This window comes from Allobosea sp. 10L422, from assembly GCF_056395345.1.
Map to the genome: position 1 here is coordinate 90653 of NZ_JBFTJI010000010.1, position 16689 is coordinate 107341.

General features: G+C 67.1%; 17 protein-coding genes. 9 read left to right on the forward strand and 8 right to left on the reverse strand.

Annotation, left to right across the window (positions count from 1 at the left end; all coding sequences use genetic code 11):
• Position 1 precedes the first annotated feature (1 nt).
• A complete protein-coding gene (locus AC1DEZ_RS19230; RefSeq protein WP_476780439.1) occupies positions 2-685 on the reverse strand; it encodes a TetR/AcrR family transcriptional regulator in 684 nt (227 codons plus the stop codon).
• 148 nt (positions 686-833) lie between these two features.
• Here AC1DEZ_RS19230 and AC1DEZ_RS19235 point away from each other — a divergent pair, with 148 nt between their 5' ends.
• From AC1DEZ_RS19235 to bfr, 5 genes are all read left to right on the forward strand, one after another.
• A complete protein-coding gene (locus AC1DEZ_RS19235) occupies positions 834-2042 on the forward strand; it encodes an HlyD family secretion protein (RefSeq protein ID WP_476780440.1) in 1209 nt (402 codons plus the stop codon).
• Between the two features lie 21 nt (positions 2043-2063).
• A complete protein-coding gene (locus AC1DEZ_RS19240) occupies positions 2064-3650 on the forward strand; it encodes a DHA2 family efflux MFS transporter permease subunit (RefSeq protein ID WP_476780441.1) in 1587 nt (528 codons plus the stop codon).
• Positions 3651-3886: 236 nt separating this feature from the next.
• Entirely contained in the window at positions 3887-4420 is a 534-nt protein-coding gene (gene irrA / locus AC1DEZ_RS19245; RefSeq protein ID WP_476780442.1) for an iron response transcriptional regulator IrrA, read from the forward strand.
• Complete coding sequence (locus AC1DEZ_RS19250) at positions 4417-4704, forward strand: (2Fe-2S)-binding protein (protein ID WP_476780443.1); 288 nt, start codon at positions 4417-4419, stop codon at positions 4702-4704. Before irrA ends, AC1DEZ_RS19250 begins: the two co-directional genes overlap by 4 nt.
• Positions 4705-4834: 130 nt before the next feature.
• Entirely contained in the window at positions 4835-5326 is a 492-nt protein-coding gene (bfr, locus tag AC1DEZ_RS19255; RefSeq protein ID WP_441513952.1) for a bacterioferritin, read from the forward strand.
• 128 nt (positions 5327-5454) lie between these two features.
• Here the strand turns inward: bfr and AC1DEZ_RS19260 are convergent, their stop codons facing one another.
• The gene (locus tag AC1DEZ_RS19260) at positions 5455-6147 is read right to left on the reverse strand and encodes a cold-shock protein (RefSeq protein WP_441513953.1); all 693 of its coding nucleotides are present in this window, start codon (positions 6145-6147) and stop codon (positions 5455-5457) included.
• A 325-nt stretch (positions 6148-6472) separates the two neighbouring features.
• On the opposite strand from AC1DEZ_RS19260, the gene AC1DEZ_RS19265 reads away from it, so the two are divergent.
• Positions 6473-7087: an N-acetyltransferase family protein gene (locus tag AC1DEZ_RS19265; RefSeq protein WP_476780444.1), complete on the forward strand. Its 615-nt coding sequence runs from the start codon at positions 6473-6475 to the stop codon at positions 7085-7087.
• A gap of 72 nt (positions 7088-7159) precedes the next feature.
• On the opposite strand, the gene AC1DEZ_RS19270 is transcribed toward AC1DEZ_RS19265, so the two are convergent.
• Positions 7160-7867: an AprI/Inh family metalloprotease inhibitor gene (locus tag AC1DEZ_RS19270; RefSeq protein WP_476780445.1), complete on the reverse strand. Its 708-nt coding sequence runs from the start codon at positions 7865-7867 to the stop codon at positions 7160-7162.
• Positions 7868-8044: 177 nt separating this feature from the next.
• Here AC1DEZ_RS19270 and AC1DEZ_RS19275 point away from each other — a divergent pair, with 177 nt between their 5' ends.
• Positions 8045-8428, forward strand: coding sequence for a RidA family protein (locus AC1DEZ_RS19275; RefSeq protein ID WP_476780446.1), 384 nt, complete (start codon positions 8045-8047; stop codon positions 8426-8428).
• Positions 8429-8446: 18 nt separating this feature from the next.
• Here AC1DEZ_RS19275 and acs read toward each other — a convergent pair whose 3' ends face one another.
• Positions 8447-10399 (reverse strand): acetate--CoA ligase, encoded by a 1953-nt coding sequence (gene acs, locus AC1DEZ_RS19280; RefSeq protein WP_476780447.1) that lies wholly within the window; start codon positions 10397-10399, stop codon positions 8447-8449.
• 235 nt (positions 10400-10634) lie between these two features.
• Between acs and AC1DEZ_RS19285 the strand changes: the two genes are divergently transcribed.
• Positions 10635-11768 (forward strand): DUF2235 domain-containing protein, encoded by a 1134-nt coding sequence (locus AC1DEZ_RS19285; RefSeq protein ID WP_476780448.1) that lies wholly within the window; start codon positions 10635-10637, stop codon positions 11766-11768.
• A 4-nt stretch (positions 11769-11772) separates the two neighbouring features.
• Here the strand turns inward: AC1DEZ_RS19285 and AC1DEZ_RS19290 are convergent, their stop codons facing one another.
• The 4 genes from AC1DEZ_RS19290 to tsaD are packed head-to-tail and all read right to left on the reverse strand — an operon-like array spanning position 11773 to position 14570.
• Complete coding sequence (locus AC1DEZ_RS19290; protein WP_476780449.1) at positions 11773-12183, reverse strand: EVE domain-containing protein; 411 nt, start codon at positions 12181-12183, stop codon at positions 11773-11775.
• Positions 12183-12509, reverse strand: a complete 327-nt coding sequence (locus tag AC1DEZ_RS19295; protein WP_476780450.1) for a hypothetical protein — start codon at positions 12507-12509, stop codon at positions 12183-12185. The genes AC1DEZ_RS19290 and AC1DEZ_RS19295 overlap by 1 nt, the downstream gene beginning before the upstream one ends.
• Before the next feature lie 10 nt (positions 12510-12519).
• The gene (locus AC1DEZ_RS19300; protein WP_476780451.1) at positions 12520-13518 is read right to left on the reverse strand and encodes an NAD(P)H-dependent glycerol-3-phosphate dehydrogenase; all 999 of its coding nucleotides are present in this window, start codon (positions 13516-13518) and stop codon (positions 12520-12522) included.
• The gene (gene tsaD, locus AC1DEZ_RS19305; protein ID WP_441513962.1) at positions 13515-14570 is read right to left on the reverse strand and encodes a tRNA (adenosine(37)-N6)-threonylcarbamoyltransferase complex transferase subunit TsaD; all 1056 of its coding nucleotides are present in this window, start codon (positions 14568-14570) and stop codon (positions 13515-13517) included. The genes AC1DEZ_RS19300 and tsaD overlap by 4 nt, the downstream gene beginning before the upstream one ends.
• A gap of 256 nt (positions 14571-14826) precedes the next feature.
• Between tsaD and AC1DEZ_RS19310 the strand changes: the two genes are divergently transcribed.
• The gene (locus AC1DEZ_RS19310) at positions 14827-16686 is read left to right on the forward strand and encodes a uroporphyrinogen-III synthase (RefSeq protein WP_476780452.1); all 1860 of its coding nucleotides are present in this window, start codon (positions 14827-14829) and stop codon (positions 16684-16686) included.
• Positions 16687-16689 lie beyond the last annotated feature (3 nt).

The following is a 16689-nucleotide window of genomic DNA, read 5'->3' on the forward strand; positions in this document are numbered from 1 at the left end:
ATCAGCGTGGGGCCGGCTCGGCGCCGGTCCCGCGCCCATAGCGCGCCATGAACATCGCGATCGCCTCGGCAACGACGCGCTGGACCTCCTCGTCGCTCGGCGGCATGCGCACGGCATTAAACAGGCGTGGGCGCGTCAGCGTCGCCTGGCAGAGATCGAGGAACTGGACGGCGGCCAGATAGGTATCGTCGATCGCGAGCTTGCCCTCGGCAACCATGCGGTCGAGATAACCCGCAATCAGCCGCGATCCGAGCATCGGCCCGTTCTCGTAGAATTCCCGGCCGAGATCCGGCATGCGCTCGGCGACGCCGATGACGACGCGATGCGCGCTGACGGCCAGATCGCCATTGATCATTCGCACGATGCAGCGGCCGAAATTGCCCAGCGCCCGTACCGGATCGGAATCCTCGTTCAGGGCCTCGATGGCGCCGCGCTTCTGCGTCTCGCGCTCGCGCTGGATCAGCGCCACGAAGAGATGCTCCTTGTCCTGGAAATAGACGTAGAGCGTACCCTTCGAGACGTTCGCCGCCGCGGCGATGTCGCTCATGCTGGCTGCGTCGAAGCCGCGCGAGGTGAAGATTTGCAAGGCGCCATCGAGGATCTGGCGGCGCTTGTCCGGATCCGCGCCGGCGATCCGGCGGTTGCGCGGGCCCGTCTTTACCGGGACTTCAGAGGTTTCCGTCATCATACTCTGGCCCGACCTGCGGGCTCTGCATGGCAGCTGCGAAAAAGAATCGAACCAATCGGTTCGATTTGACTTGATATGCAATATCTCTCGCGCTATTTCAAGCGCAATCGAACCGCATGGTTCGAATTGACATGCAGGACGCACGATGTCTGCTGAAACCGCATCAGAACCCCGCCGCGACCGGCTGAAGCTGGTCGATGCCAAGGCCGAGACCGCCCAGCCGGCCGAGCCCGTCACCGCCCGCGAGGCGCGTGAAGCGCCGGTCAGGGACGCCCCGCCTGCTGCCGAGCCTGCGAAGGCCAAGGGCGGCAAGAGCCCGCTGAAGCGTGGCCTCATGATGGTCGCGGCGACTGCCGTCGTCGGCGCCGGCCTGTGGTACGGCATCGACTGGTGGCGGAATGGCCGCTTCATCGTCTCGACCGACGACGCCTATGTCGGCGCCGAGATGGCGACGATCTCGGCCAAGCTCGCGGCGAATATCGCAGCGGTCTCAGTGACGCAGAACCAGGAAGTCAAGGCCGGCCAGCCGCTGGTCGCGCTCGATGATGGCGACTGGCGGATCGCGCTCGACAGTGCCCGGGCCAAGACCGCCACGGCGCGAGCCACGCTGGCGCGCATCGACAGCCAGGTCGAGGCGGCGCGCGCCGCACTTGCCCAGGCCCAGGCCCAGCAGAACTCCGCCGAGGCGGCGGTGACCCGCACGGTCGCCGATTTCGAGCGCGCCAACAGCCTCGCGGCCAAGTCCTACGGCTCGCAGGCAACACTCGATGCGGCGACGGCTGCGCGCGACCAGGCGGTGGCTTCGGTCGCGAGCGCCAAGGCCGGCATCGTGCAGGCGCAGGCCAATATCAAGGTGCTGGAGGCGCAGCGCGTCGAGGCCGCCCGCCAGATCGACGAGCTCAAGGTCGCCGAGCAGAAGGCCGAGCGCGACCTCACCTTCACCAAGATCGCCGCGCCGATCGACGGCGTCGTCGCCAACACCAATCTGCAGCTCGGCGATCTCGTCAGCGCCGGCAAGCGCCTGATGTCGATCGTTCCGCTCGATCAGGTCTATGTCGATGCGAATTTCAAGGAGACCCAGGTCGGACCGCTGAAGGTCGGCGACAAGGCGAGCGTCACCGTCGATGCCCTGCCGGGCAAGGTCTTCCATGGCACGGTCAGCGGCATCGCCGGCGGCACGGGCTCGGTGTTCACGCTGCTGCCGCCCGACAACGCGACCGGCAACTTCACCAAGATCGTGCAGCGCGTTCCGGTGCGCATCGCGCTGGACAAGGAATCGGCCGGTCAGCATGTGCTGCGGCCGGGGATGTCAGTCGTGGTCTCGATCGATCCCCGTCCCGCCAGCCAGCGCTGACCCCCTATCGAGGAGGCCGCCATGGCCACCGCGACCCTGAATGCGCCGGCGGGAGCGCCGCCGGCAACGGACGCCATCCCCCTACGCCGGATATTCGCCTTCCTGGCGATGGTCTTCGGCATGTTCATGGCGATCCTCGACATCCAGATCGTCTCGGCCTCGCTGGCGGAGATCCAGGCCGGCCTGTCCGCCTCGGCCGACGAGATCGCCTGGGTGCAGACGGCCTATCTGATCGCGGAAGTGATCATGATCCCGCTTTCCGGCTATCTCAGCCGGGCGCTGTCGACGCGCGTCTTCTTCTCGATCGCCGCAGCGGGCTTCACCATATCCAGCGTGCTCTGTGCCCAGGCCTCCTCGATCAACGAGATGATCCTGTGGCGCGCCGTGCAGGGCTTCATCGGCGGCGGCATGATCCCCGGCGTCTTCGCCGCAGCCTTCACCATCTTTCCGCCGTCGAAGCGCCCGGTGGTCTCGCCGCTGATCGGCCTCGTCGCGACGCTGGCGCCGACGATCGGCCCGACGGTCGGCGGCTATCTCAGCCACGCCTTCTCCTGGCACTGGCTCTTCCTCGTCAACGTCGTGCCGGGCATCGGCGTCACGATCGCGGCCTGGACGCTGATCGATTTCGACAAGCCCGACCACAGCCTGATCAAGCGCTTCGACTGGCTGGGCCTGGCCGGCATGGCCGCTTTCCTCGGCAGCCTCGAATATGTGCTCGAGGAGGGGACGCGGCTCGACTGGTTCCAGAGCCATGAGATCGTGCTCTTCTCGGTCGTGATGGTGTTCGGCGCCGTATTGTTCTTCTGGCGGGCACTGACGCGCGACGACCCGCTGGTCGATCTCTACGCCTTCAAGGACCGCAACTTCGCCTTCGGCTCGCTGTTCTCCTTCTGCATGGGCATCGGCCTGTACGGGTTGACCTATCTCTACCCGGTCTATCTCGGGCGCATCCGCGGATACGATGCACTGATGATCGGCGAGACCATGTTCGTTACCGGCCTTGCCATGTTCCTGACGGCGCCGATCGCGGGGCGGCTCTCGGCCAAGCTCGATCCGCGCGTGATGATGATGATCGGCTTCGCAGGGTTCGCGCTCGGCACCTGGTGGGCCTCCTTCATCACCGCGGACTGGGACTTCTACGAGCTTCTCGTCCCGCAGATCCTGCGCGGCTGCTCGCTGATGCTGTGCATGGTGCCGATCAACAATATCGCGTTGGGGAGGCTGCCGCCGCAGCAGCTCAAGAACGCTTCCGGCCTCTACAATCTGACCCGGAATCTCGGCGGCGCCGTCGGGCTCGCGGTGATCAACACGATGCTGAACACTCGCACGGACCTGCACATCACCAGGCTGCACGAGATGGTGGTGGCCGGCCGCGGCGTGGCGGAGGAGGCGCTCGCCAATACGGTGCAGCGCTTCGGCGACTATGGCGACGCAGCGCAGAAGATGGCGCTGGCCCTGATCAACCAGCGCGTCCACAAGCAGGCGCTGGTCATGGCCTTCAGCGACGTCTTCCTTGCCCTGACCTTGATCTTCGCGAGCCTGGTCGTGCTGTCGCTCTTCCTGCGCAAGCCGCCCAAGGCGGCTGCCGGGGGCGGCGGCGGTCACTGACCCCCTGGCCGATTGCGAGCGCGGCCGCCGGCCGGGCCCCGCTGCCCCGCGCCAGGTCTCGCAGACGTCTCCGAGCGTACGATTTCGTGATCGGCAAACTGTGGTCGCTGCCGGATGTCGCAGCCGCGAAGATTGACAACCGACGCCGACCTTGGCAAATATGTTAGTAATATCAGTAGTTTAGAGGATTTCTAAACTGCGCGGCCGGGCGACCGGCGTGGTGGAAGGCGTTATCGATGGGCGTTCTGACGAACAAGGATCAGGATCACAAGCCGGTGGCAGGCGACCATATTCCGTGGCCGCAGAAGAACCCTGCCTCCTGCCCGATCAGCTCGGTGAAGGCCCGTCTGCGCTCCGCCGGCCTGCGGCCGACGCGCCAGCGCATGGCGCTGGGCTGGCTGCTCTTCGCCAAGGGCGACCGCCATGTCAGCGCCGAGATGCTCTATGAGGAGGCGATCCGCGCCCGCGAGCCCTTGTCGCTGGCGACCGTCTACAACACGCTGCGCCAGTTCTCGGAAGCCGGCCTGCTGCGCCAGGTTTCGGTGTCCGGGCCCAAGACGTTCTTCGACACCAACGTGTCGGAGCACCACCACTTCTACAACGAGGACGACGAGACGGTCACGGATATCCCGGGCTCGACGATCCATGTCGCCGGCCTGCCGGAGGCGCCGGAAGGGATGGTGATCTCCTCGGTCGAGGTGATCGTGCGTCTGCGCCGCGCCGATGGCGAAGAGATCGAGACCAAGCGTGTGGTGGGCCATCACGCGTGATTGTTTGCTCCTGCAACGTTATCTCCTGCCGTCAGATCAAGGGCACCGTCGCTGCTGACGGCAGCGGTCCGCGGACGGCGGGCGAGGCCTATGACTGCCTCGGCTGCAGCCCGGATTGCGGGCGCTGCGCCCGCGAGGTGCGGACCCTCCTGGCCGAGGCGCGTGCCGCTTGCGCAACGCAGTGCCATAGCTGTGCCAGCCGCGAGATCGAATGCGCGGTGCATGTCACCGTCGAGCGCATGCTTGAAGGCATCGCCCTCTCCGAGGATGCCGCTGCGGCCTGAGTCGCTGCGGGCTTTTTTGCTTTGCCCGCTCGCATCGGGCGCGCAGCGAAGACGGTTTTCCCTCTTCCCTTCTGAGGCTACCCTGTCTACATTAGTATCATTCTAATGTAATTGATTGAGGGGCTCCGCCATGAAGGGCGATAAGAAGGTCATCGAATATCTCAACAAGGGGCTGCGCTCGGAGCTCACAGCCATCAACCAGTACTGGCTGCATTACCGGATGCTCGACAATTGGGGGCTGAAGGAGATGGCCAAGACCTGGAAGAAGGAATCGATCGAGGAGATGGTCCATGCCGACCGTTTCGTCGACCGTATCCTCTTCCTCGAAGGATTCCCGAACCTGCAGACGCTCGACCAACTGCGCATCGGCGAGAACGTCAAAGAAGTCATCGAGTGCGATCTCAAGGCCGAGGTCGAGGCGCGCGCGCTCTATCAGGAAGCGGCGAAGTATTGCCGTGACGTCGGCGACTACCCGTCCGAAGACCTGTTCAAGGCGCTGATGAAGGATGAGGAGGGCCATATCGACTTCCTCGAAACGCAGCTCGACCTGATTGAGCGCGTCGGCCTCGAACTCTACACCCAGAAGCACATCGGCGGTCTCGAAGGCGATCACGACCATTGAGAATGGCGCGGGGAGCGCGCCTTTGGCGCGTTTCCCGGTCTATGCTGCCGTTTGGCTGCTGCTCAAGCGAGAAAAAGAAAAGGCCCGCCATCGGCGGGCCTTTGACGTTTGGAGCGATCCGATTCGGGTCAGATGAAGCTGACGTTCGCAGCTTCCGGGCCCTTGCGGCCGGCGCGGATCGAGAAGCGCACGCGCTGCCCGTCGACCGGCGGCTGGAGGCCGCTGCGGCTCAGCGACGAGACATGCAGGAACACGTCCGGGCCGCCCTTGTCGGGGGCGATGAAGCCGAAGCCACGATCCGAGTTGAAGAACTTCACGGCGCCGTCGAAGGGGCCTTCGACCGGGCCGCTGTCGCGGTCCTGGAAGCCGCCGCCGCGAGGGCCGCGATCGCCGCCGCCGAAGCCGCCGCCACCGAAGCCACCGCGGTCGCCGCCGCCGAAGCCGCGATCACGATCGCCGCCGAATCCGCCCCGATCCCGATCGCCGTAGCCGCCACCGAAATCATCGCGCGGCGGGCGCGGCGAGAAGGCGCGCGGAGCCGGCGCGGTCTGGGTCGCGGTGGAGGCATCGATCTCGTGGATCGCAACGACCTGGAGACCGCGGCGTCCCTCGCCGAGATCGGCGACGATGGTGGCGCCGGGCAGCAGGTCCTGCTGATCGAGCGGGCCGATCGCCGAGACGTGCAGGAAGACATCGCCCGAACCATCGGAGGGCGATGCGAAACCGAACCCCTTCTCGGGGTCGAACCACTTAACCTTGGCTTCGATATTTTCGTGCGTGACGAAAGGCTGGGCAGCAGGAGGCTTGCGACGATCGAACATGGAGCTTCAAGTATGAGTGACCGGGAGCACGCAACTTAGCTCATGCCGGACGCGCCGTCATCGGGGTACGTGCGAAATTATCGCACGACGATATCCGCGGTTGTAGTGCTTTTTTTCGTGGCATCCCCAGGCTGTGGAGAGCCGGTCATCATGTCTTTTCTGCATGATGTTTTGCGTTTCAGGCTTAAATCTTGGTCAGACCCGGCAAAAATGCCGCAGGTCGGCGCCTTGCATTCGCCCGAATCCCGCACAATCTGGAGAACGCTTTAGGGAAGATACGCTCCTGGTCGGCAGTGCGCGCTTCGCGCTGTTCAGGAGATGATAATTGGCTCGTTCGAAACTCGCCGGCGTGAAGGCCGGCACCGGCATGATCCGGCGGCTTTGGCCGACGGAACGCGATCTGTTGCGGGAGCATCTGCTACGGCTCGATCCCGTGACACGCCATCAGCGGTTCGGCACCGCGGTCAATGATGCCTTTCTCGAGAACTACGCGGCGACGACCTTCGGCGTGGGCGGACTGGTCTATGCCTATGTCGAAGACGGGATCGTGCGCGGTGCGGCCGAGCTGCGCGGTCTCGACGACATCGTCGCGCAGACCGGCGAGGCGGCTTTCAGCGTCGAGAGCGGCTGGCGCCGCCGCGGTATCGGCTCGGACCTTTTTCACCGATTGATCACCGCGGCGCGCAATCGCAGCATCCGCACGCTCTACATGACCTGCCTGCCCGGCAACGCGGCGATGCGCCGGCTCGCCGCCAAGTTCGAAGCGGATCTCGTCGGCGGCTACGCGGATGTGGAAGGCGTGATCATGACGGGAGGGCCGACACCCTTCACCATTCTCGACGAGGCGCTGGACAATGCGACCGGCTTTGCGACGCTCGCCCTGTCGATCCAGAAGAATTTCTGGCCGACGACCCTGCTTGCACGCGCGCTCAGACCCTAATTCCTTGTCGGTCGAATGCGGCGAGGGCGGATTGGCATCCTTCCGCCCGCGATCCAGATGCGGGGCCGCGGATTACCGGCTGAGCGACAGCCCCGCACCGGACTTGGTCACTGCCCCATCGAGCGAGCTGGGGCCGCCGCGCAGACGGGCCGCAACGGTGCCACCCTGCTGGTAGAGATAGACCTCGCCGTCGCGATAGTCCCACGCCGTGATCTTCTGGAGATCCCTATTCGCGCAGCCCGACGAGCTGGCGCGATAGAGATCGAGCGTCGGCGTGCTTGACAGCTGAATCCGGCAGGAGCCGCCGGTCGCCTCCCGTGCCGTCCAGCCGCCGACCATGCCGTCGCGGCTTCCGGCCGCGCGCGGCGCGGTGGCGCTTGAGCCGAGCCCTGCGACCTGGTTGCTGCTGCCGCGCAGGCCGGGCGACTGCTCCGGCTGGCCTGTCGGCGGCAAGGGCTGGCCGCCTGGCGGCAGCGGCTGGCCCTGCGGCGCGCCGGCGCCGGGATTGAAGAACGGGTCCTGCGGCGCGGGCAGGCCACCGCCTGCCGACGGGGGAGCGGAGGCCATCGGAGAGCCGGGGGGCGGCGGCAGCGGCTCCGACGTGATCGGTGCCGAGCTGACCGGAGGCGCGGAAGGCAGCACCGGCTGACCGTAGGATGGCGAATTCATCACCGGGCCGGTGAAGCGTTGAGAACCTGCGCAGGCGGTCAGAACCAGCAGAGGCAGAAGGGCGGCCGCGCGGGCGAGGGCGGCAGGCGTGGCAATCTTCGTCGTCGTCATGCGGCGCGGGTTCCGATCTCGGTCAGCCGAACTTTGCGTCATTAACACAGGAACGCAATGAACGCGGCATGAGCATGATCTAGCGCAGGCCGGGCGCGATGCGAACCCGTGACAGATGCTCTGGTTCCAACAGATGTGGGCAGGCATAGTCCGGGCGATTCCCGGAGACCTCGCGATATGAAGCCGCTCAACCCCGCCGCGATTGCGCCGCCCTTCGCCCGTTACAGCCATGGTATGGAATTGCCGGTGGGCAAGCGGCTCGTCTTCTGCTCCGGCCAGCTCGGGATCGCCGCCGATGGGAGCGTGCCCGAGGATGTCCGGGCGCAGGCCGACCTGTGCTTTGCCAATATCGCAGCGATTCTGGCCGAGGCCGGGATGACGCTCGCCGACATCGTGCGGGTCAATGCCTATGTCACCGACCGCGCCTACATGAAGGGCTATATGGAATCGCGCGACGGCCATGTCGGTGCGCCGCCGCCGGCTTCGACTCTGATGATCGTCTCGGGCTTCACCCGGCCGGAATTCAAGGTCGAGATCGAAGTGGTGGCGGCTGCCCATTGAGCGCCGCCACCAAGGGCATCAGCCCGCCTTGCGCTTGTTCTGGCGGTTCTCGATGAGGTCGTCGACGACGGCCGGGTCGGCCAGCGTCGAGGTGTCGCCGAGCGCGCCGAACTCGTCCTCGGCGATCTTGCGCAGGATGCGGCGCATGATCTTGCCGGAGCGGGTCTTGGGCAGGCCGGGCGCGAACTGGATCAGGTCCGGCGAGGCGATCGGGCCGATCTCGTTGCGGACATAGGCGACGAGTTCCTTGCGCAGCGTGTCGCTGGGCTGTTCGCCGGCCATCAGGGTGACATAGGCATAGATGCCCTGGCCCTTGATGTCGTGCGGATAGCCGACGACCGCAGCTTCCGAGACCGACGGGTGAGCGACCAGCGCCGATTCGACCTCCGCCGTGCCCATGCGRTGGCCGGASACGTTGATSACGTCGTCGACGCGGCCGGTGATCCAGTAATAGCCGTCKGCGTCGCGCCGGCAGCCGTCRCCGGTRAAATACTTGTTCGSRTAGGTSGCGAAATAGGTWTCCWYGAAGCGCTKRTGGTCGCCATAGACCGTGCGCATCTGGCCCGGCCAGCTGTCGGCGATGACGAGGTTGCCCTCGCAAGCACCTTCCTGCACTTGGCCGGCAGCATCGACGATCTCGGGCTTGACGCCGAAGAAGGGCCGGGTGGCCGAGCCGGGCTTGAGCTTGGTGGCGCCCGGCAGCGGCGTGATCAGGATGCCGCCGGTCTCGGTCTGCCACCAGGTGTCGACGATCGGGCAGCGGCGCTCGCCGACGACACGGTGATACCACTCCCAGGCTTCCGGATTGATCGGCTCACCGACCGAGCCGAGCAGGCGCAGCGASGGGCGGCTGGTCTTCTTCACCGGCTCCTCGCCKGCGCCCATSAGCGAGCGGATSGCRGTCGGCGCSGTGTAGAAGGTGTTGACCTTGTGCTTGTCGATCACCTCCCAGAAGCGGGAGATCGACGGATAGGTCGGGATGCCCTCGAACATCAGCGTCGTCGCGCCATTCGCGAGCGGGCCATAGAGGATGTAGCTGTGGCCGGTCACCCAGCCGACGTCGGCGGTGCACCAGTAGACGTCGCCGTCATGGTAGTCGAAGACGTATTGGTGGGTGATCGCTGCGTAGACCAGATAGCCGGCCGTGGTGTGCAGAACGCCCTTCGGCTTGCCGGTCGAGCCCGAGGTGTAGAGCAGGAAGAGCGGGTCCTCCGCATTCATCTCGGCCGCCGGGCAATCGCCGGAAACCTTGGCGGCTTCGTCGTGATACCAGACGTCGCGGCCGTCCTTCATCGCGACATTGCCGCCGGTGCGCTTGACGACGATGACGGTGCCGATGCCGCCCTTCACCTTGTCGTCGGCGAGGTCCACGTTCTTCTTGAGCGGGACCGAGCGGCCGCCGCGCAGGCCTTCATCGGCAGTAATGACGATCTTGGAATCGGAATCCTCGATGCGGCTCGCCAGCGAATCGGGCGAGAAGCCGCCGAAGACCACCGAATGGACAGCGCCGATGCGCGCGCAGGCGAGCATGGCATAGGCCGCCTCGGGGATCATCGGCAGGTAGATGGTGACGCGGTCTCCCTTCGCAACGCCATGTGCCTTGAGCACGTTCGCGAACTTGCAGACCTCGGCATGGAGCTGGCCGTAGGTGATCGTCTTCGACTCGGCAGGGTTGTCGCCTTCCCAGATGATCGCGGTCTGGTCGGCGCGCGTGGCGAGGTGCCGGTCGACGCAGTTATGGGCGACATTGGTGGTGCCGTCCTCGAACCATTTGATCGAGACCTTGCCCGGCTCGTAGCTGGTGTTCTTGACCTTGGTGTAGGGCTTGAACCAGTTGATCCGCTTGCCGTGCTCGCCCCAGAATTTCTCGGGATCCGCGACCGAGGCCGCATACATCTCCTGATAGCGAGCGTTGTCGACCCAGGCCTTCTCGGACCAGCCGGCGGGCACGTCGTAGATCGTCTCGGACATTCGGGTGTCTCCCCAGACTTAGGCCGTCTGTGTTGCGTTGGTCCCTCGGCTCTCGCGAGCTGTCGGGGACATCGCTTCCTTTGAATTCCGCGCATCATAGGATGCGAGCGCGGCGCGGCAACCCATTGTGCGTCGCACTTTCGTGGCAGGGGCAGGCGCTGGAAGCATGGTTCCGGGCCAAATTGTCCCCGGAGCGTCTCATCACATGGTAGGGTGCGGGGGCAGGAGGGGCTCCATGGCGCGCAATGTCTGCATCTTCTCGGATGGGACGGGGCAGGCCGGAGGCGCGAACCCGATCAACTGGACGAGCATCTATCGCCTGTTCATGGCGACGCGGGAGGTCGATCCCGCCCGCCAGATCTGCTTCTACGACCCCGGCCTTGGCTCCAACCCCGACGAGGGCGAGATTCGCGGGCCGTTTCGGCGCTTCAAGGACCTCCTCGCCCAGGCAACCGGCTACGGCATCACCGACAACATCATCGACTGCTACGCCGCGTTGCTCTGCGCCTACAGGCGGGGCGACCGCATCTTCCTGTTCGGCTTCAGCCGCGGCGCCTACACGGTGCGCAGCCTCGGCGGGGTGCTTGCGCTCTGCGGCGTGCCGGGCGGCTTTATCAATGTCCTGCGCTGGGACGGTTTCACCGACGCGATTCAGGCGCGCGAGGTGCGGGCGCTTGCGGCCAGCGCGGTGAAGGATGTCTACATGATCCGCGACCGCGCAGCGCGGATCGAGGCCGCGGCGGCGTTCCGGCAACGCCATGCTACCCAGCCGGCGCCCCCCTTCTTCGTCGGCGTCTGGGATACGGTGCGCGCGCTCGGCCTGCCGGCTATCGGGAGCCTGCCGGGGCGCCACAAATTCCACGACGCGATCCTCAACCGGCAGGTCGCCCATGGCCGCCAGGCGCTCGCCATCGACGAGAACCGGCAGGTCTTCGCGCCCGAGCTCTGGGACGAGACGCAGGCGCCGCCGGGACAAATCAGGCAGGTCTGGTTCGCCGGCGTCCATACCGACATCGGCGGCGGTTATGGCCTGCAGATGGGGCTGTCGGACCTGACGCTCGGCTGGATGATCGCGGAAGCGCGGGCGGCCATGCCTCCGCTCATGGTCGAGCCGGGGTTGGTCGCGGAGCTCAGACCGGATGCGCTCGGCCTGCAGCATGACGAGCGCAAGACATCGTGGCTGCCCTGGAGCGAGGGCACGCGGGAAAGTTTCGTGCTGCACGGGTTCCAGCCGCAACCGGCACGGATGGCGCCGGCCGTCGAGACGCGCCTGCAGGCGCAGGCGGTGCCGATCCTCGATGAGAAGCTGCCCTACAGGCCACGGGCCCTGGCGACCTATCCGCCCTTCGCCGGATATTATCGCGGCTGAGCGGTCAGAGGCCGCCCATCTTGCAGACGATGGCCCATTCCTCGTCCGTCACCGGCTGGACCGAGAGGCGGAAGGAGGTGACGAGCGACATCTTGGCGAGCTTCGGCTCGGCCTTGACCGCTGCGAGCGAAACGGGCTTCGGCAGCGGCTTCACCGCCTTGAAATCGACGAGCACCCAGGGCGGCCCGGCGTCTTCCCAGGGATAGGCTTCCCTGATGACCTCGACGATGCCGACGACCTCGAGCCCCTCGTTGGAGTGATAGAAGAAGACCTGATCGCCCTTCTTCATCGCCATCAGGTTGAGTTTGGCGGTATGATTTTTCACTCCGTCCCAAGGCGTGCCTTTGACGCCGGCCTTGACCTGGTCGTCCCAGGACCAGACCGAGGGTTCGGATTTGATCAGCCAGTGAGCCATCAGGCCTCGTCCTCCTTGTGCGGCACCGGCGGCTGCGACGCCGCCTCGCCCTGTTCATTCCAGAACCGCACCATCTCGCGCGTCAGTGCGGCGTAATCCTTGGGGTCGAGCTCGATCCGGACCTCGCCCTCGCCGAAGGGCAGGATCAGCACGAAGCGATGCGTGCCCTCGGCCTTGCGCCGGCGATGCTGGAGCACCGGGCCGGCGATCCGCCCGGCCAGCGGCACGGGCTGGCCTTCGGCGACGAGCTCCGAGCCCGTGGTCTTGCGGACTTCGGCGATGCCGCGCGCGACGCGCTTGGTGAGGTCGGACCAGTCGTTTGCCATGTCCCTCTCCCTATCGTTCCGCCCGAATCGGGCGGGCGAGCAGGGCGGCCACGGCCTCCCGCACGCCGATGCGCCCGGCGATGATCTCGGCGACGGCCTCGGCGATCGGCGTCTCGATGCTCCGGGAGCGCGCCATTTCGACCAGAATCGGGGCGGTGAAGGCGCCTTCGGCGAGCTTGCCGCCTGCCGCCTCGGCCGGGCTGCGACCCTGCCCGAGCGCCAGACCATAGGCGAAATTGCGCGATTGCGGGGAGGCGCAGCTCAACACGACGTCGCCGAGGCCCGACAGCCCCATCAGGGTTTCCGCTTCGCCGCCATAGGCCTCGCCGAAGCGACGCAGTTCCGCGAAGCCGCGCGCGACCAGCGCCGCGCGCGCGCTCTCGCCGTAGCCGAGGCCGATGGTGATGCCGGCGGCGATGGCGAGCACGTTCTTGGCAGCGCCGCCGATCTCGACGCCGAGCGGATCGCCGGAGTGATAGATGCGGAAGGCTGGCGAGCTGAGCGCCTCGGCCAGCGCCTGCGCCAGCTCCGGTTCTGCCGCCGCGAGCGTCACCGCCGTCGGCAGGCCGCGCCCGATATCGGCGGCAAAGCTCGGGCCAGACAGGATCGCGGTGCGGGCGCCGGGTAGCACGCTCTCGATGATCTCAGTCGGAAACAGGCCGCTCGTCTGCTCGATGCCCTTGGCGGCGGAGACGATCGGCACGCCCGCCGGCAGATGCCCAGCCAGATTCTGGCAGGCCGAACGCAAATTCTGGGTCGGTACGGCGATGATCAGCGCGCTGCAATCCGCGAGGTCGTCGAGAGAGGCCGTGGCGCGAATCGTTTCGGGCAGCACGACATCGGGCAGGCGCGGCGCCTGGCCGCTGCGCTCGATGGCCGCGACGGTCTCCGGGTCGCGCGCCCAAAGCCGGACCTTGCCCCCGGCGCGGGCTGCGGCGAGCGCCAGCGCCGCGCCGTAGGAACCGGCGCCGACGACGCCGATGGTCGCGTAGGCCGCTGCGCGTTTCATGCGGCGGTCGTAGGCTTGGCCGAGAGCTCGTCGAGCGGCCAGCGCGGGCGGGCGGCAACCGTCATGTCGTCGACGAGGCCGAGGCGGAGACGCTCGAGCCCGGCCCATGCGATCATCGCGCCATTGTCGCCGCAGAGCGCCTGCGGTGGGGCGACCATCGGCAGGCCGGCTTCGGTGGCGAGGCGCGTCAGCCCGCTACGGATCGCCTGATTGGCTGCGACGCCGCCGGCGACGACGAGCGTCGAGGGCGTGATGCCTGCCTCGCGGCAGGCGCGCAGCCCGGCACGGGTGCGGTCCACCATGACGTCGACGATGGCAGCCTGGAAGGAGGCGCAGAGATCAGCGACGTCATTGTCGGAAAGCGGTGCGATCCGCTCGGCGACGAGGCGCACGGCGGTCTTGAGGCCGGAGAGCGAGAAATCCGGATTGGCGCGGCCTTGCATCGGGCGGGGGAAATCGAAGCGCTCGGGGTCGCCTTTCAACGCCTCGCGCTCGACCGAGGGGCCTCCGGGGTAGGGCAGGGCCAGCATCTTGGCGATCTTGTCGAAAGCCTCGCCGACCGCGTCGTCGATGGTTCCGCCGAGCTTGAGATAGTCGCCGACGCCGCGCACCGCCAGCAACTGGGTGTGGCCGCCGGAAACCAGCAGAAGGAGATAGGGGAAGGCGAGGTTGTCGGTGAGGCGGGCGGTCAGCGCATGCGCCTCGAGATGGTTGATCGCGATGAAGGGCTTGCCGGTCGCGAGCGCGATCGCCTTGCCGGCGGTCAAGCCCACCATGACACCGCCGACCAGGCCGGGACCGGCCGCCGCCGCAACGGCGTCGATCTCACCGGGTTTCATGCCTGCCGTCGCGAAGGCGCGCGCGATGATGCGGTCGATCGCCTCGACATGGGCGCGCGCCGCGATCTCCGGGACGACGCCGCCATAGGCCGCATGGGCGGCGATCTGGCTCAGCACCTCGTTCGACAGGATCTTGCTCTCGCCCGAGCGCTCGACGGAGACGATCGCGGCCGCTGTTTCGTCGCAGGTCGTCTCGATCCCAAGGACACGCATGATCGTTCGATTAACCTCACGGAACGGAAGAACGGGACGAGGGGTCATGTCCGGCAGTTCCTCGCCGGCCATTCCTTCGTATAGTGCGCGGTACGGTGCAAGGCCAAGGGGCGTGGGCCACGACCTTTGCTGCAGAGACAAAAACGGAGACGGCATGCACGGCATCATTGTTCCGCCTCAATGCGGATCGAACGCGGTTCGCTGCATCGTTTGCGCATCGTCCGGTGGTCGTTGCCCTTCTTGTCAGGAGCTGTGAATGCGCGTTTTCGTCTTCCGTCCCCGCCCCGATGCCGAACGGACCGCGCGCGCCATTGCCGATCATGGTTTCGAGCCTGTGCTCGCGCCGCTCTTCGACGTAGTGCGGCTGCCCGGAGCAGCACCGGAGGCTGCGTTCGACGCGATCGTGCTGACGAGCGGCAACGCCATCCCGGCACTCACCGAAGGGCCGGCCGGCTGGCGTGACCTGCCGGTCTTCACCGTCGGTGCGCGAACGGCGGCCAGGGTCCGCGAAGCCGGACTCGACGATGCGCGCAGTGCCGATGGCGACCGCGACGACCTGATCGAATTGATCAAGCGGACGCTTCCGGCTCCAGCGAAGCTGCTGATGATCGTCGGGCGCGATCGCAAGGAGGATGTGCCGGACCGGCTCAAGGAAGCCGGCTACGCGGTGACGCTCTGGACCGCCTATGCGGCCGAGCCCGTCACCGTCCTGCCCGAGGATACGCAAGCCGCGCTGCGGCATGGTCAGCCGGGCGATGCGGCTCTCCACTATTCGGCGCGCGGGGCCCGCACCTTCATCGCACTGGCACAGGCCGCCGGTGTCTCGGACGCGGCGCTCGAGCTCACCCATGTCGTCATGTCGGCTGATGTTGCGGCACCGCTGATCGCGGCGGGTGCCAGCACGGTGCTTGTCGCCGAGCACCCGGAGGAGGCGGGGATGCTTGCCGCGCTGGAACAGGTTTCCGCGCGGGCCGGCGCATCCGACCCCGCCCGGCCGGAGCCGCACGGCAGCCTCAAACGCACCCCGCCGACCATCGAGCTCAAGGCCGAGGAGGAAGCGCCTGCAGCAGCGCCTGATACCGCTCATGCAGACGCCCATCCCCCGGAAGCGATTGCGCCGACGGAGGCGCTGCCGCAGGAATTCAGGCCGCCGCCCGTCGAGCCGCAGCGAGATGCCGGCGAGCGCCAGCCGCCGGCGGGAACGCCCTGGCTGCACTTGATCGCAGCCGGGCTTGTCGGCGGAATCATCGGAGCGGGCGGCGTGTTCCTGGCGCTGAATCGGGTCAGCCCGGCGGCGACCGGCGAGCAGATCGCCGAGCTGCGCAACCGGATCGATGCCGTGCAGACCAGCATCGCGCTGGCCGACCGCAAGGCGACCGCCGCGTCGGACGCGGTGACGAAAGCGGGCTCGGAGATGCAAGCGCTCGCCGGCAAGCTGGGGGCCCTCGGCAACGCATCTGCGCCCGATACGAGCGCCTTCGCGGCCCAGGCCCAGCGGGCAGAGGCGGCGACAGCGGCGCTCGGGCAGCGACTCGACCAGATCACGGGTCGCGTCGGCGCGGTCGAGGCGCAGGCGAAGAGCGCGGCCGCGATCGGCCCCGAAGCGACCGCCGCGGCGCGGGTCGTCTTGGCCGAGCGGGTGCAGCGTGCGCTCGCCGGCGGACGTCCTTTCGTCGGCGACGTCGCGGCGCTGGCGAAGAGCGGCGTCGCGCAAGCCGATCTGACGGCTCTAGCCGCCGTCGCTTCTTCAGGTGCGCCGACACAACAGGCCCTGCTTACGGGCTTCCGCAAGCATGGTGTGATGTTCCAGCGCGAGGTCACGCCGCAATCCGGCAGCTGGTCGGACAAACTCCTCGGCCTCGCCAGCCGGATCGTCACGGTCCGCCCGGTCGGCGATAACGGCTCGAACGATCCGGCGACATTGCCGATCCGGCTCGATGCCGCCATTGCGGCCGGCGACATGCCGAAGGCTGCGGCACTGTGGGGACAGTTGCCCGAGCCGGCGCGCCGTGCCAGTGCGGATTTCGGCGCCGATCTACAGAAACGGGCTGCGGCGGATGCGGCGATCGCCAAGATCGCGCAGGATGCGGTCGCGGCGCTCGGCGCCGCCGGCTGACGG

Bases quoted from the DNA above. Each gene is read 5' to 3' on its own strand.
- AC1DEZ_RS19230 (WP_476780439.1), bottom strand. From the start codon at position 685: ATGACGGAAACCTCTGAAGTCCCGGTAAAGACGGGCCCGCGCAACCGC.
- AC1DEZ_RS19235 (WP_476780440.1), top strand. From the start codon at position 834: ATGTCTGCTGAAACCGCATCAGAACCCCGCCGCGACCGGCTGAAGCTG.
- AC1DEZ_RS19240 (WP_476780441.1), top strand. From the start codon at position 2,064: ATGGCCACCGCGACCCTGAATGCGCCGGCGGGAGCGCCGCCGGCAACG.
- irrA (WP_476780442.1), top strand. From the start codon at position 3,887: ATGGGCGTTCTGACGAACAAGGATCAGGATCACAAGCCGGTGGCAGGC.
- bfr (WP_441513952.1), top strand. From the start codon at position 4,835: ATGAAGGGCGATAAGAAGGTCATCGAATATCTCAACAAGGGGCTGCGC.
- AC1DEZ_RS19260 (WP_441513953.1), bottom strand. From the start codon at position 6,147: ATGTTCGATCGTCGCAAGCCTCCTGCTGCCCAGCCTTTCGTCACGCAC.
- AC1DEZ_RS19270 (WP_476780445.1), bottom strand. From the start codon at position 7,867: ATGACGACGACGAAGATTGCCACGCCTGCCGCCCTCGCCCGCGCGGCC.
- AC1DEZ_RS19275 (WP_476780446.1), top strand. From the start codon at position 8,045: ATGAAGCCGCTCAACCCCGCCGCGATTGCGCCGCCCTTCGCCCGTTAC.
- AC1DEZ_RS19285 (WP_476780448.1), top strand. From the start codon at position 10,635: ATGGCGCGCAATGTCTGCATCTTCTCGGATGGGACGGGGCAGGCCGGA.
- AC1DEZ_RS19290 (WP_476780449.1), bottom strand. From the start codon at position 12,183: ATGGCTCACTGGCTGATCAAATCCGAACCCTCGGTCTGGTCCTGGGAC.
- AC1DEZ_RS19295 (WP_476780450.1), bottom strand. From the start codon at position 12,509: ATGGCAAACGACTGGTCCGACCTCACCAAGCGCGTCGCGCGCGGCATC.
- AC1DEZ_RS19300 (WP_476780451.1), bottom strand. From the start codon at position 13,518: ATGAAACGCGCAGCGGCCTACGCGACCATCGGCGTCGTCGGCGCCGGT.
- tsaD (WP_441513962.1), bottom strand. From the start codon at position 14,570: ATGCGTGTCCTTGGGATCGAGACGACCTGCGACGAAACAGCGGCCGCG.
- AC1DEZ_RS19310 (WP_476780452.1), top strand. From the start codon at position 14,827: ATGCGCGTTTTCGTCTTCCGTCCCCGCCCCGATGCCGAACGGACCGCG.